The sequence below is a fragment of the Arthrobacter sp. Soil763 genome (genome assembly GCF_001428365.1).
In the GTDB taxonomy this organism is placed as follows: domain Bacteria; phylum Actinomycetota; class Actinomycetes; order Actinomycetales; family Micrococcaceae; genus Arthrobacter.
In genome coordinates this window covers 15,765-30,320 of sequence record NZ_LMSH01000002.1, presented here as the reverse complement: position 1 = coordinate 30,320, position 14,556 = coordinate 15,765, and the positions used below count along the sequence as shown (strand labels likewise).

Genomic DNA, 14,556 nt, shown 5'->3' with positions numbered 1-14,556 from the left:
AACGTCAGGAATTCGATTGTCAAAAGTTGGAGCAGGCGGGGCAAGAGTTAGGTTCGGTGGCCCCAGTTTACCAAGCGTGCGCAAATTCTTTACCGGCCGGGACCCCGCCCGGGACCGTTTCTGCCCGGCCTGCCGCCGCGGGGCGGCTAACATCGGGCTATGAACTCCGCCACCGCCCCGGAGGCCACCGCCCCGGCCTCGGAACTTGAGTCCGGCAGCCACGCCACCGGTAAAGGCCGGGTCCTGGCCTGGGCGGCGTGGGACTGGGGATCGGCGGCCTTCAACGCCGTGATGACCACTTTTGTCTTCACCGTGTACCTGACGTCCAAGCCGTTCGGCGGCGAAGACGAAGCCTCCGCGGTGCTCGGCGGCGCCCTGGCCATCGCCGGGGCCGCGATCGCCCTGCTGGCACCGGTCACCGGCCAGCGCTCGGACGCGGGCGGACGCCGGAAACTCTGGCTGGGCGTCAACACCGCCGCCGTCGCGCTCCTGACCGGGCTGTGCTTCTTCGTCTTCCCGCGCCCGGAGTTCCTGCTCCTCGGGGTGACGCTGATCGCGCTGGGCAACGTCTTCTTCGAATTCGCCGGCGTCAACTACAACGCCATGCTGGCGCAGATCTCAACGCCCGCCACCATCGGCAAGGTCAGCGGCTTCGGCTGGGCGGCCGGCTACCTGGGCGGCATCGTGGCGCTGCTGATCGTGCTGCAGCTGTTCGTCCAGCCCAGCATCAACTGGTTCGGGGCCTCCACCGCCGACGGCCTGAACATCCGCCTGGTGGCGGTGTTCTCCGCCCTGTGGTTCCTGGTCTTCGCGGTTCCGGTGATGTTCGCCGTCCCGGAGGTCCCCCGGTCCCGGCGGTCCGGCCCGGGCTTTTTCGGCTCCTACGCCCTGCTGGTGCGCCGGATCAAGGCCATCTACCGGACCAGCCCGCACACGATCTTCTTCCTGCTCGCCAGCGCCATCTTCCGGGACGGACTCGCAGCGGTCTTTACCTTCGGCGGGATCATCGCTGCGGGCACCTTCGGCTTCGAGCTCAAGCAGGTGATCTTCTTCGCGATCTTCGGCAATGTCGTCGCGGCCGTGGGCGCACTGGCAGGCGGCTTCCTGGACGACAAGGCCGGGCCGAAGGCGGTCATTATCGGATCCCTCGTCGGGCTGCTGGTGGCCGGCAGCGTGCTGCTGGCCCTCGGCAATGAAACATATTCCTTCTTCGGCATACAGTGGGCGGGCAGCACCACCTTCTGGATTTTCGGCCTGTTCCTCTGCCTCTTCGTCGGTCCGGCGCAGTCAGCCTCGCGCGCCTACCTCGCCCGGCTCGCCCCGCACGGGGAGTCCGGCGAGCTGTTCGGCCTGTACGCCACCACCGGTCGGGCGGTGAGCTTCCTGGCCCCGGCACTGTTCACCCTGTGCATCACGGTCGCGACGCCGCTCGTCGCCCCGGGCGAGGCGCAGCGCTGGGGCATCCTGGGCATTCTGGTCGTCCTGCTGGCCGGGCTGCTCGTGATGCTGCCGGTCAAACCGCCAGGCAAGACGGAAATCGCCGTGGTGCCTGAGGCCTGAAACCGCCCTAAAGTCCCCGGCCGCGCACTAGGCTGGAGGCATGAACGTGGATGAAACTGACCTTCCCGGCCTGGGCCGGCGCAAGGATTTCATGACCGCCTCGGGCCGCCGGATCGGCGTCGTCGAGTACCGCGAGGGCCAAACCGAACTGATCGTCTCGACCTGGGACGACCCGGACACGTGCCAGGCCTCGATCCCGCTGACCGCGGACGAGGCGGCGGCCCTCGGCAACCTCCTCGGCGGGCAGCGGCTGGCCATGCAGCTGTCCGAGGCGCACCGGGAGGTGCCGGGGATCGTGACCCGGCAGTTCTCCATCGCGGCGGACTCCCCCTTCCAGAACCAGCCCATGGGCAAGGCGTGCATCCGGACCCGGAGCGGCGCCTCGATCGTGGCCATCATGCGCGAGGGGGAGGTGGTCCCGTCGCCGGGGCCCGACGTCGTCCTGCACCCCGGCGACCTTCTCGTCGCGGTGGGCACCCAAGAGGGACTGGACACGGCGGCCAGCATCCTGCGCAACGGATAAGCGGCATGGATCCGCTCGCCCTGACCCTCATTGAACTGGGGGCCGTCGTGTTCTGCCTGGGCCTGCTGGCCAGGCTGGCCGGGCGGATCGGCATGTCCCCCATCCCGCTCTACCTCATCGGCGGGCTCTTCTTCGGAGCCGGCGGTCTGGTGAAGCTCGAAGGGATGCACGAATTCGCCCATCTCTCCGGCGAGATCGGCGTCATCCTGCTCCTGCTCATGCTCGGACTGGAATATTCGGCGTCGGAACTGGTCACCGGCCTGCGGCGGTCCTGGCAGGCCGGCGTCCTGGACCTGGTCCTGAACTTCCTGCCCGGCGCCGGCCTGGCGCTGCTGCTGGGCTGGGGCCTGGTGGGCGCCATGGTCATGGGCGGCGTCACCTACATTTCCTCCTCCGGAATCGCGGCGAAGGTCATCACCGACCTCGGCCGGATCGGCAACCGGGAGACCCCGGTGATCCTGTCCATCCTGGTGTTCGAGGACCTGGCGATGGCGGTTTACCTGCCGGTCCTGACGGCGACCCTGGCCGGGGTCAGCTTCCTGGTGGGCCTGCAGACGGTGGGGATCTCCCTCGCCGTGGTGACGCTCGTGCTGGTGGTGGCGCTGCGCCACGGCCACCACGTCTCAAAGGCGGTCCACAGCGAGAACTCCGAGGTGTTCCTGCTCAACCTGCTGGGCGCGGCCCTGCTGGTCGCGGGCCTGGCGGCCGCCATGCAGGTCTCCGCGGCGGTGGGCGCCTTCATGCTCGGGATCGCGATCTCCGGGGCCACCGCCCACAGCGCCACGCGGATCCTCGAACCGCTGCGGGACCTCTTCGCGGCGATCTTCTTCGTGGTCTTCGGACTCAACACTGACCCGGCGTCCATCCCGCCGGTCCTCGGCTGGGCCTTGGTCCTGGCCGTGCTGACCGCCGCGACCAAGATGATCACCGGCATCTGGGCCGCCAAGCGGGCCGGGATCGCGCTTCCGGGACGTTTCCGGGCGGGGGCGGCCCTCATTGCCCGCGGCGAGTTCTCCATCGTGATCGCCGGGCTCGCGGTGGCCTCCGGCGTGGTGCCCCACGACCTGGCCGCCCTGGCCACCGCCTACGTGCTGATAATGGCGGTGATGGGGCCGCTGGCGGCGCGCTTCATCGAACCGGTCGTGCGGCTCTTCCGCCGCCCGGTCAGTCGGGCTGCGGTCCCGGTCCGTCCTGCCGGGTAGGGGCAGGGCAGGCTTCGGCACCGCGGCGGCACCGAAGCGCTAGATGTCGGTGCGGTGGAAGTTCAGGTGGCTGCGGCTGGCCGTCGGGCCGCGCTGGCCCTGGTAGCGGTTGCCGTACTCGCCCGAGCCGTACGGGTGTTCGGCGGCCGAGGTCAGGCGGAAGAAGCAGAGCTGTCCGATCTTCATGCCCGGCCACAGCTTAATCGGCAGCGTCGCCATGTTGGAGAGCTCCAGCGTGACATGGCCGGAGAACCCGGGATCGATGAAGCCCGCCGTCGAGTGGGTGAGCAGGCCGAGCCGGCCCAGGGACGACTTGCCCTCGAGCCGGGCCGCGATGTCGTCCGGCAGGGTGACGGTCTCGTAGGTGGAGCCCAGCACAAACTCGCCCGGGTGCAGGATGAAGGGCTCGCCCTGTTCGACCTCCACGAGGCGGGTCAGCTCTGGCTGGTCCTCGGACGGGTCGATGTGGGCGTATTTGTGGTTGTCGAAGAGCCGGAAGAAGCGGTCGATCCGCACGTCCACCGACGAGGGCTGGACCATCTCGGGGTCGAAGGGCTCCAGCACAATCCGCTGGGAATCGATTTCGGTACGAATGTCGCGGTCAGAGATCAGCACAGGTTCAAAAATACCCCAGACCCGGCCGGCCGGATCACCCGCGCGCGGGTGTGACGCCCTGGCCGGCTCAGGCGGCCGCCAGCCGGGGCTCGAGCACGGACTTGAGCTGCTCCAGCTCGGCGACCTGCGCCAGCATCGCCCGGCGCACGCGGGGATAGCTCAGCAGGGCGGCGACGGCCGGGCGGCAGCGCAGCGCGAACCGCACCCTGGTGCTGCTTCCCTCGGTGCTCAGGTAGTAGCCGCCGTGCACGCGCATCCGTCCGGCAATGGCCTGGAACTCGATCTCCGCCCCGGGACGGGTCGTGGACAGCGCGAAGTCGACGTCGGCCGGGCCGCCCGTTCCGGCAAAGAGCGGCCGGTAGACGGCGCCCGTGGCGCCGGCGGCGCCGGAAATCAGCTTCACGCCCCGGATCCCGGTCCGCCAGGACGCAAGGTTCCGGGGGTCCAGCAGGAAGGTGTAGATGCTCATCGCGTCGCGTTCGATCACGACTTCATACTCTGCAAAGGCCACGGAATCCTCGCTCGGCGGACGGCTGATGGACGTAGCCCGTTCCCCGGAGACTGCAGCTAACCCCTTCAGGATAGACAGCAAGGCCCGCCCCGCGCGGCTGCGGGGGCGGGCCTTTATCGAAGAGTTATCGCCGGTGCCGTTCTTTACGTGTCGGTGCCGGAATCGCTGCCGAGCACGCTGCCGAGGCAGGCCTGCGCCGGGCGGGCACGCCGGATGGGTGCATGTTCGGGGAAGGACGGCGATCTGGGGTAAGGTAAAACTCGTTGTTAGGCGGGTCGGGATTCGGTTCCTGTCCGGCCCAATGCGGCTGTAGCTCAATGGTAGAGCGCTAGCTTCCCAAGCTTGATACGCGGGTTCGATTCCCGTCAGCCGCTCCACTCCCCCATTTGCGCTCCCGTTCCGGACGAGCGCACCCCGGGCCCGCGGTGCGCCGGTCCAGAAGCGCAGCCCCGGTCCGAAACCGCCCCTGAAACCTCAGGCCCGGACGACCCGCAGCAGCCGCCTCCGGGCCTTCAGGTCCACCTTCAGCATCGGCTGCCCCCGGCGGGCCACGACGACGGCGCCACTCCCCGCTTTGCGCGGCCGTTCCGGACAAGCGCACCCGTTCCGGACAAGCGCACCCCGGGCCCGCGGTGCGCCCGTCCAGAAGCGCAGCCCCGGTCCGAAACCCCCGCGGAAACCTCAGACCCGGTCGATCCGCAGCAGCCGCCTCCGGGCCTTCAGGTCCACCTTCAGCATCAGCTGCCCCCGGCGGGCCAGGACGACGGCGACCGCCGCCGCGGCCAGCGCCGGGACCCCGCCGGAGACGAAAATCGCCAGGTGCGGGTCCAGGTGCTCCGCCAGCCAGCCCATCAGCGGGCCGCCGATGGCCTGCCCGCCGATCAGCACCATGATGTACAGGCTCATGACCCGTCCGCGGATCCCCATGTTGGCACTGACCTGCACCAGCTGGTTGGCGGCCGTGAGGAACATCAGGCACCAGAAACCGGCAAGCACCATCGCCGCCCCGAACCACGCCATCGACGGGGCCGCGGCGGCCAGGCACAGCATCAGCCCGTACATCCCGGCGCCAAGGACCACCGAGCGCAGCCGGAGCTGCCGGCGCCGGGCGGAGGTAATCGCTCCCGCCAGCGCCCCGAGCGCCACCAGTGCGTTGAGCAGGCCGTAGCCGCCGGCGCCGGCGTCGTAGACGTGGTCGGCAAACGCCGCCAGCAGCACCGGCAGGCTCATCGCGAACACGGCCACGAAACCGGCCATCAGCCAGGGCCAGTAGATGGTGGGCTTGGCCAGGGCGTACCGGAGCCCCTCCCGCAGCATGCCCTTGCGCTTGGCGGCCGGCAGCGTGAGGTGCAGCTGGTCCTTGCGCAGGAGCAGGAGCATGGTCAGGGTGGAGCAGCATGCGGCGGCGTTGGCAGCGAAGGCCCAGCCGGCCCCCACGGCGCTGAGCAGCACGCCGGCCACGGCAGGCCCGATCAGGCCGCCCAGCTGGAAGATCGTCGAGTTCACGCTGATGGCGTTCCGCAGGTAGGCCGGGCCCACGAGTTCGTTGACGAAGACCTGCCGCGCAGGCTGGTCCAGCACCGTAACCAGGCCCAGGGTGAGGGCGATCGCGTACACGTGCCAGACCTGGATCTGATGCGTCAGCGCCAGCACTGCCAGGACGGCGGCCAGCACCGCTGCCACGCTTTGGCACAGCATCAGGATCTTCCGCTTGTCGAAGCGGTCCGCCATCATCCCACCCCACGGGCCCAGCAGCAGAGAGGGCAGGAACTGCAGGGCCACGGTGACGCCGACGGCGGTGACGGAGCCGGAGAGCTGGAGCACCAGCCAGTCCTGCGCGATCCGCTGCATCCAGAGCGCGACCACCGCGATGAAGTGTCCCGCCGCGAAGATCCGGAAGTTCGGGACCTTGAGGGAGATGAAGGTGTGCCGCCACGGCAGCCGCTCGCTGACGACGGCGACCGGCTGGGTAACGGGGTCGGCGGCCAGCGGGGTGACAACGGCGGTCGGCTGGCTGACGACGGCGCCCGGCCGGGCGGCGGCGGGCGGATCGGAGCGGGGGTCGGCGGCTTGGAACGGCGGAGGGGGTGGCACGGATTACCTCGGAGCAAAGGGTTTCTTGGGAGTGCCTTCAGCCTAGGCTGGCAAAAATCGATAATGGAAGGCTATTCTGCACATAACTAACATCATGAAACGCAATGGATTGGGGAGTCCATGAACCGCAACGGCAGCCAAGGGACCGGCGGCCCGCATGTTTGAGCCGGCCCAGCTCAGGTCCTTCCTGGCCGTGGCGGAGACCCTGAGCTTCACCCGGGCGGCGGAGCGCCTGGGCCTGGCGCAGCCAACCGTCAGCCAGCACGTGCGGAAGCTCGAAGCCGCGGCCCGGCGCACGCTCATCGCCCGTGACACCCGTGATGTGCGCCTGACCGACAACGGCGACGCCATGGCGGGGTTCGCGCGGACCATCCTGGCCGCCCACGATTCTGCTGCCCGCTACTTTTCCGGCTCGGCGATGCGCGGCCGGCTGCGCTTCGGCACCGCCGACGATCTGGCCATCACCGGGCTCCCCCGGATCCTGCGCGAGTTCCGCCAGATCTACCCGCAGATCAACCTGGAACTGACGGTGGGCCAAAGCGACCAGCTCTACAAGCGGTTGAACGCCGGCCAACTGGACCTGGTCTTCGTCAAGTGGGTTGCCGGCGCCAAGGACGGCACCGTCGTGCAGCAGGATTCCTTCGCCTGGGTGGGACTCGAACAGACCGCCCTGGACCCGGCCGAACCGGTCCCCCTGATCGCCTACCCCTCGCCGAGCCTGAGCCGGAAGCTCGCCATCGACGCGCTCGAGGCCACCGGACGGACCTGGCGCATCACCTGCACGACACGCCAGATCAGCGGCGTCCTCGCCGCCGTCCGGGCCGGGGTCGGCGTCGCCGTGATGCCTTCCTCGCTTGTCCCGGACGACCTGAAGATCATCACCCGGCGCTTCGATCTCCCGCCGGTGGGCGACGTCGACTTCACCCTGATCCGCAATCCGCTGGCCAACACGGAGGTCATCGAGGCCCTCACCCAGACCATCGTCGGGCGGGCGCTGAACCGCTCCACCTAGGCGCGGCCGGCAGGTACCTACGCGCCGCGGGAGGGCTACCTACCCGGAAAATACCCAGTCGTGTGGCGCTGTACGCAGCCATTGAACACTAAGTGGTACTTGCCCTATCCTGACCTTGTTGAAGGTCAAGCAGAGGCCCGCCACCAAACTATTCACAACGGACGCTCGCCCTGATTGCCGCGGTGCGGCAGGCGGCAGGCGCTCGGGATAGGCCAGCAATGACGCCCGCCATTAACCATTCTCGTCCCGCGGTATCGCCGCACACCGGCCGACCGGCCCACCCGATCCAGGGGGCCCGCTCCCTGGCCGCCCGGCTCGAAAGCCTGCCGCACTCCGCCTTGGGCCGCCGGGATCCACACCCGGCGACGACGCGCGCCGACGACGACTTTGTCGGCATCCCGTACTGCGAGCGCTGCGGGACGGACGAGTTCGTCTACCTCGAAACGTTCGTGCCCGCCAAGCACCACCGGGACGGCTCCGTCAGCAAACTGGCCGAGGTCACCTATTTCTGCTCCGGCTGCGACGACTTTTCCGCCCACGCCGTCCCTGCCTCCTGGGCGCCGCCGGGCTGGTACTTGGGCTAACTGCCCCGGACGACCTTCGCAACCACGGATAGACCGCCACAGCCGCACACCCTTCGGTGTGCGGCTGTGGCGGCCTGTCGGGTCCTGCCCGCGGGCCGCCCCGGCGGAGCGGCATGCCGGGCCAGGCGTTCGGGCTAGAGCAGACCCTCCGATAGGTGGTTGGCGGTACCGAAGCGGTGCGCCGTGATGCTGACGGCCTGCTCGTGCAGGAACGGCAGCAGCTCCACCCGCCCGGCCTCCGTGACCGGGTGGGAGTACACGGCCAGGTCCGGCCGCCCGCCGGTTGCCTCGGCCAGGGCCGCGGCGTCGCCGCCGATCAGGCGGACCCGGGTCACCGGCAGCTTCATAGCCCCCGCGAGCCGCGCCGCGGAGGCGAGCCAGTCGGCGTTGTTCTCCACGACGGCTTCGATTCCGAGTCCCGCGAGCACGGCCCGCAGCTGGGCAGGCAACTCGACGGCGCTGGACACGGTCAGGTCTGAGCCTGCCCGGACGCCGGCCGCGACGACCCGCACCAGTTCACCGAGCGGGCTCCCGGCCGAGAGCCGGACGGCGACCGGCAGCGGCCGGTAGCGGAACACGTTCCGCTCCGCGCTCAGGCCCGAGACGTCCTTGGCGGTCCCGAATTCCTCGGCCCAGGCGCGGGCGTCGGAGGCGAGGGCACGCTGCAGCGGCGCGAGCTCGGCGGCGGCCAGGAACCCCTTGGCGGCGTCCTCCAGCCGGCTCACGCCGGGGTGCAGCCCGGCCCCGGACCGGTCCGCGGTGCTGGGCTTGCTGACCCAGTCGCCGAGGCCGGCGAGGTAGTTCGGGCCGCCGGCCTTGGTACCGGCGCCCACCGCGGACTTCTTCCAGCCGCCGAAGGGCTGGCGCTGCACGATCGCTCCCGTGATGCCGCGGTTGACGTAGAGGTTGCCGGCCTGGACGGTGTCCAGCCACAGGGCCAGCTCGTCCGAGTCGAGGGAGTGCAGGCCGGAGGTCAGCCCGTAGTCGATCTCGTTCTGGATCGCGATGGCCTCCTCCAGGGTCTCCGCGGTCATGACGCCGAGGACGGGGCCGAAGAACTCGGTGAGGTGGAAGTAGGACCCGCGCCGGACGCCGTGGCGCACGCCCGGGCTCCAGAGCCTGCCGGAGCCGTCCAGCTGCTTCGGCTCCACGGCCCAGGCCTCGCCCTCGCCGAGGGTGGTCAGCGCGTTGAGCAGCTTGCCGCCGGCGGGTTCGATGATCGGGCCCATCTGGCTGGCCGGATCCTCCGGGTAGCCGACCTTGAGCGAGGTGACGGCGTCGATCAGCTGGTTGTGGAAGCGCTTGGACGTCGCGACAGAGCCCACCAGGATCACCAGCGAGGCCGCGGAGCACTTCTGGCCGGCGTGGCCGAAGGCGGAGTAGGCCACGTCCTTCGCCGCGAGGTCCAGGTCGGCGCTGGGGGTGACGATGATGGCGTTCTTGCCGCTGGTCTCGGCCAGCAGCGGCAGGTCCTTGCGGAAGGAACGGAACAGTTCGGCGGTCTCGTAGCCGCCGGTGAGGATGACGCGGTCGACGGCGGGGTGGGAGATCAGCTGCGTTCCGAGCTCACGCTCGCCGAGCTGCACCATGGCGAGCACGTCGCGGGGCACGCCGGCCTCCCAGAGCGCTTCGACCATGACGGCGCCGCTGCGGCGGGCCTGCTTGGCCGGCTTGATGACGACGGCGGATCCGGCGGCGAGTGCCGCGAGGGTGGAACCGGCGGGGATGGCCACCGGGAAGTTCCACGGCGGTGTCACCACGGTCAGCTTCGCCGGCACGAAGGTGGCGCCGTCGACGTCGTCGAGCTTGCGGGCGGACTCGGCGTAGTAGTGCGCGAAGTCGACGGCCTCGCTGACCTCGGGATCGCCCTGGTCAATGGTCTTGCCGGTTTCGCTGGCCATGACCTCAAGCAGCTCCGCGCGACGGGATTCCAGGACGTCGCCGGCGCGGTGCAAAATCTCGGCGCGCTCGGACCCGGAGAGGGCGCCCCAGGCCCGGCCCTTCTCGACGGCGGTTTCGATGACGGTGTTCAGGGCCGCTTCGGTGGTGACGGTGGCGGCTTCGACGGCAGCGTTGCCCAGCGTGGAGGTGGCCACCCGGCCGAGGATCGCGCGGCCCCAGTCGCGGTTTGCCGGCAGCGAGGGGTCCGTGTCGGGCGTGTTCTCGAAGTCATCGTGCGGCATGGGCTCGGCCGGGAGGGCGCGGTTCTGCCGGCGGTTCGGGGCGGGTACCTCGTCGTCGAGCCCGGCGAGGGAGGCGAGGAACCGCTGCTTCTCGCGCTCGAAGAGCGCTTCGTTCTCGCTCAGTTCGAAGACGGCGGACATGAAGTTTTCCTGGCTTGCGCCTTCTTCGAGCCGGCGGATCAGGTAGGCGATCGCGACGTCGAACTCGGCGGGGTGGACCACGGGCGTGTAGAGCAGCAGCGAGCCGACGTCCCGCTTGACGGCCTCGGCCTGGCCCTGGGCCATGCCCAGCAGCATCTCGAACTCGATGCCCTGCTGGGCGGTGTCCGCGATGCCGCGCTGTTTGGCCAGCAGCCACGCGAAGGCGATGTCGAACAGGTTGTGGCCGGCCACGCCGATCCGGATGTTGCGGATCCGTTCCGGGTGCAGGGCGTAGTTGATGACGCGCTTGTAGTTGGTGTCGGAGTCCTGCTTGGTGCCCCAGGTGGCCAGCGGCCAGTCGTGCAGGGAGGCCTCGACCTGTTCCATCGGCAGGTTGGCGCCCTTGACCACGCGGACCTTGATGGCGGCGCCGCCGCCGGCGCGGCGGGCCGCGGCCCAGTCCTGCAGGCGGATCATGGCGGCGAGCGCGTCGGGCAGGTAGGCCTGCAGCACGATGCCTGCCTCGAGGTCCTTGAACTCGGGCTTGTCCAGGATCCGGGTGAAGACCGCGATGGTCATGTCCAGATCCTTGTATTCCTCCATGTCCAGATTGATGAACTTGGCCTTGCGTCCGCCGCCGGCGAAGGAGGCGGCCCGGGCGAAGAGCGGGGTGAGCTTTTCCACCACGTGCTCCACTGCCTCGTCGAAAGCCCAGGCGGAGTGCGGTGCCACGGTGGAGGAGACCTTGATCGAGACGTAGTCGACGTCGGGCCGGGCCAGCAGGGTGTGGGTTCCCTCCAGCCGGCGGGAAGCTTCGTGCTCACCGAGGACGGCCTCGCCGAGGAGGTTCACGTTCAGCTTGATGCCGTCCTTGCGGATCTTCGCGATCGCCGGGCCCAGCTTGGCGTCGGTGGCGTCGACGATCAGGTGGCCGACCATTTCGCGCAGCACGCGCCGGGCGACCGGGATGACGACCTGCGGCAGCACCGGCGCCATCGCCCCGCCCAGGCGGACGGCCCCGCGCATGTACCAGGGCAGGAAGGCCGGGACCTTGGGCGCGAGGGCGGCGAGGTTGCGGGCGGCGACCCGGAGATCCTCTGGGCGCACGACGCCGTCGACGAAGCCGACGGTGAAGCCCAGTCCGTTCGGGTCTTTAAGCACACCGGCAAGCTGCTGGGCCGAGGCGTCCACCGGGACTTTGGCGGCTTCGGTCAGCCAGTGGCGGACCAGGGTGATGCTCTCCTCGGCGAGGGCGGCGGCTTCAAGCACGGGCGAGCCTTCGGAGACGGCTGCGTGGGTGGCGTCGCTGCCCTTGTCCGCGCCGGCGCTCAGCCCGGATTCCAGTGAGGTGTTGGTCATGGAAGCACTCGTTCTTTCTCATCATGTGGACCGTTCTGGAATCAGTATGCGACCGGATTTTCATAAGATAAAGCGATGTTTTCCGAGCAATACTGGTTAGAAAAATCGATGCTTCGCAGTCGTCCAAAATTCCGCGCCGGACACACGGATGCGCTATCACTTATGGCCTCCAAACCCGGTGGATGGGAGCCATAAGTGATAGCGCACTCGAGGGAGCTAGCCGACGTGACGGTGCAGCTCCACGGCCTCCTGGTGCCTTGGGCTGTCCGGGTTCATCAGTGAGTGCTTCCGGCCGTAGCCGAAGTAGATCGCCAGGCCGATCACCAGCCAGACGCCGAAGCGCAGCCACGTCTCCCAGTGCAGCTGGAGCATCAGGAAGCCCGAGGCGAGCATGCCGAACAGCGGCACCACCGGCATCAGCGGGAGCCGGAAGGTGCGGGGGGCGTCCGGTTTCGTGTAGCGGAAGATGATCACGGACAGGCAGACGACGACGAACGCGGCCAGGATGCCGATGTTGGTCAGGTCCGCGACGGCCTTGATCGGGAAGACCCCGGCCAGCAGCGCCGACGCCACACCGGCGATCCAGGTCACCCGCTGCGGGGTTCCGTGGCGGTCGGTCTTGGCGAACCAGCCGGGCAGCAGTCCGTCGCGGCTCATGGAGAACCAGACGCGGGTGACGCCCAGCAGGAAGGTGAGCATGACCGTCAGGATGGAGAGCACGGCGAACACCGAGATGATCGTTGCGATGACCGGCAGCCCGACGCCGTTGAAGGCGGACGCGAACCCGGCCTTGGGGTCGATATCCAGGTAGTTCTGCATGCCGGTGAGCACCAGGGTCGCAGCGACGTAGAGCAGCATGGCCACGATCAGGGACAGGATGATCGCCTTGGGCATGTGCTTCTTGCCGTCGGTGGCCTCCTCTGCCGCGGTACTCATCGCGTCGTAGCCGAAGACCGCGAAGAAGACGGTGGCCGAGCCGGCCAGCACGGGTCCGAAGCCGCTGGGCATGAACGGGTTGTAGTTGTTGGTGTTGATGTAGAAGACGCCCAGTCCGATGATGAACAGGATCAGGACGACCTTGATGGCGACGGCAATGAGTTCGAAGCGGCCGAAGGTCTTGGTGCCGCGCGAGAGGATCCAGGCCACGAGGAGGCAGACGGCGACCGCGGGGATGTTGACCACGCCGCCCTTGCCTTCGTCTGCGGTGGAGGTCATCCAGACCGGCATATGGATACCGATGCCGGACAGGAACGCGTCGAAATAGCCGGAGATGCCGATGGCCACCACGGCCACGATGGCAATGTACTCCAGCAGCAGGTCCCAGCCGATGAACCAGCCGATCACTTCGCCGAGCGCCACGTACCCGTACGTGTACGCGGAGCCGGCCCGCGGAATCATGCCGGCGAACTCGGCGTAGGACAGCGCCGCCGCCGCCGAGGCCAGCCCCGCGATCAGGAACGAGATCAGCACGGCGGGTCCGACGCCGGGTTCGCTCTCGCTGCCGTGGGCCACCAGGCCGGCGAGGGAGAAGATGCCGACGCCGATGATGCCGCCGACGCCGATGGCGGTGAGCTGCCACAGGCCGAGGCTCTTGAAGAGCCCGCTGTGCTTGTTTTCTTCTTCAATGTCGTCGATCGGCTTGCGCCGCATGATCGACTGGGTCAGGTCTTTCGAACCCATCAGGGTCTCCTCCGTCGGGGTGGCACCCATCAATCCGCCCTGTGATGGGGATTACTTAACGACAACAGTATGCAAGCCCAATTCCATTAGATAAAGTGAATTCTCCTAAACAATAAGCATTAGAATTCACAAAGGAACGGGAATGCTTGACGTCCGGCGCCTGCGCCTGCTGCGCGAGCTCAAAATCCGCGGCACCCTCGCGGAAGTCGCCGACGCCCTGCAGTACAGCCCCTCGTCGGTTTCGCAGCAGCTGGCCCTGCTGGAGAAGGAAGCCGGCGTCGAACTCTTGCGGAAAACGGGACGCCGGGTGCAGCTCACGCCGCAGGCGGAAGTGCTCGTGGCACACACCGCACAGCTGCTGGAAACCCTGGAGCAGGCGGAGGCCGACCTCGCGGCGTCGCTGACCACCGTGACCGGCACGGTGCGGATCGCGGTCTTCCAGTCGGCGGCCCTGGCGTTGATGCCCGACGCCCTGACCCGGATGTCCGCAAACTACCCGGAAGTCCGGATCGAGATGACCCAGCGCGAGCCGGAGACCGCCCTCCATGAGACCTGGGCGCGGGACTTCGACCTGGTCATCGCCGAACAGTATCCGGGGCATGCCGCACCCCGCTACGCCGAGCTGGACCGAATCCGCCTGACCGGCGACGCGATCCGGCTTGCCGTTCCGCCGCCGGGGCCGGGCCGGGCCGCCGTCGCATCCCTTGCCGACACCGCGGGGATGCCGTGGGTGATGGAACCGCGGGGCGCCGCCTCCCGGCACTGGGCCGAACAGGCCTGCCGCAGCGCCGGTTTCGAACCCGATGTGCGGTTCGAAACCGCGGACCTGCAGGCGCAGATCCGGCTGATCGAGTCCGGCAACGCTGTCGCGCTGATGCCGGACCTGGTCTGGACCGGCCGGGGCACCACGGCGCAGTTGATCGACCTGCCGGGCAACCCGCACCGCACCGTCTTCACCTCCGTGCGGCGCTCCAGCGCAGCCCGTCCTGCCATCCTTGCGGCGCGCGAGACCCTCGCCGCAACCGCCGCCTCGATCGCTCCGGCCGCCTGAGGCAGCACCCCCCGGACGGTGTTGGCTGGCTCACAGCGCAG

11 protein-coding genes and 1 tRNA gene are annotated in these 14,556 nt (G+C 68.8%); 7 read left to right on the top strand and 5 right to left on the bottom strand.

Features of this window, described 5'->3' with window-relative positions:
• Positions 1 to 159: 159 nt before the first annotated feature.
• The 3 genes from ASG71_RS03685 to ASG71_RS03675 are packed head-to-tail and all read left to right on the top strand — an operon-like array spanning position 160 to position 3,285.
• On the top strand, positions 160 to 1,560 hold the full coding sequence (locus ASG71_RS03685) for an MFS transporter (RefSeq protein WP_056737295.1): 1,401 nt from the start codon (positions 160 to 162) through the stop codon (positions 1,558 to 1,560).
• A gap of 40 nt (positions 1,561 to 1,600) precedes the next feature.
• A complete protein-coding gene (locus ASG71_RS03680) occupies positions 1,601 to 2,083 on the top strand; it encodes a cation:proton antiporter regulatory subunit (protein WP_056737293.1) in 483 nt (160 codons plus the stop codon).
• Between the two features lie 5 nt (positions 2,084 to 2,088).
• Positions 2,089 to 3,285 (top strand): cation:proton antiporter, encoded by a 1,197-nt coding sequence (locus tag ASG71_RS03675; protein WP_056737291.1) that lies wholly within the window; start codon positions 2,089 to 2,091, stop codon positions 3,283 to 3,285.
• A 39-nt stretch (positions 3,286 to 3,324) separates the two neighbouring features.
• On the opposite strand, the gene dcd is transcribed toward ASG71_RS03675, so the two are convergent.
• Entirely contained in the window at positions 3,325 to 3,900 is a 576-nt protein-coding gene (gene dcd, locus ASG71_RS03670) for a dCTP deaminase (protein ID WP_056737289.1), read from the bottom strand.
• A 67-nt stretch (positions 3,901 to 3,967) separates the two neighbouring features.
• Entirely contained in the window at positions 3,968 to 4,411 is a 444-nt protein-coding gene (locus ASG71_RS03665) for an SRPBCC family protein (RefSeq protein WP_056737287.1), read from the bottom strand.
• A 303-nt stretch (positions 4,412 to 4,714) separates the two neighbouring features.
• Here ASG71_RS03665 and ASG71_RS03660 point away from each other — a divergent pair.
• Positions 4,715 to 4,788: transfer RNA gene (locus ASG71_RS03660), tRNA-Gly, on the top strand.
• A gap of 304 nt (positions 4,789 to 5,092) precedes the next feature.
• Here ASG71_RS03660 and ASG71_RS03655 read toward each other — a convergent pair.
• Positions 5,093 to 6,505, bottom strand: a complete 1,413-nt coding sequence (locus ASG71_RS03655; protein ID WP_056737285.1) for an MFS transporter — start codon at positions 6,503 to 6,505, stop codon at positions 5,093 to 5,095.
• Positions 6,506 to 6,662: 157 nt separating this feature from the next.
• On the opposite strand from ASG71_RS03655, the gene ASG71_RS03650 reads away from it, so the two are divergent.
• Positions 6,663 to 7,517 carry a LysR substrate-binding domain-containing protein gene (locus ASG71_RS03650; RefSeq protein WP_056737283.1) on the top strand — a complete coding sequence of 285 codons (855 nt, stop codon included), beginning with the start codon at positions 6,663 to 6,665 and terminating at the stop codon, positions 7,515 to 7,517.
• Positions 7,518 to 7,735: 218 nt separating this feature from the next.
• Positions 7,736 to 8,101, top strand: a complete 366-nt coding sequence (locus ASG71_RS03645; protein WP_056737281.1) for a hypothetical protein — start codon at positions 7,736 to 7,738, stop codon at positions 8,099 to 8,101.
• A gap of 134 nt (positions 8,102 to 8,235) precedes the next feature.
• On the opposite strand, the gene ASG71_RS03640 is transcribed toward ASG71_RS03645, so the two are convergent.
• The gene (locus ASG71_RS03640; protein ID WP_082574846.1) at positions 8,236 to 11,784 is read right to left on the bottom strand and encodes a bifunctional proline dehydrogenase/L-glutamate gamma-semialdehyde dehydrogenase; all 3,549 of its coding nucleotides are present in this window, start codon (positions 11,782 to 11,784) and stop codon (positions 8,236 to 8,238) included.
• Between the two features lie 216 nt (positions 11,785 to 12,000).
• Positions 12,001 to 13,464, bottom strand: coding sequence for an amino acid permease (locus ASG71_RS03635; RefSeq protein WP_056738466.1), 1,464 nt, complete (start codon positions 13,462 to 13,464; stop codon positions 12,001 to 12,003).
• A gap of 142 nt (positions 13,465 to 13,606) precedes the next feature.
• On the opposite strand from ASG71_RS03635, the gene ASG71_RS03630 reads away from it, so the two are divergent.
• Positions 13,607 to 14,515: a LysR substrate-binding domain-containing protein gene (locus ASG71_RS03630; protein ID WP_056737279.1), complete on the top strand. Its 909-nt coding sequence runs from the start codon at positions 13,607 to 13,609 to the stop codon at positions 14,513 to 14,515.
• Positions 14,516 to 14,556: the final 41 nt, after the last annotated feature.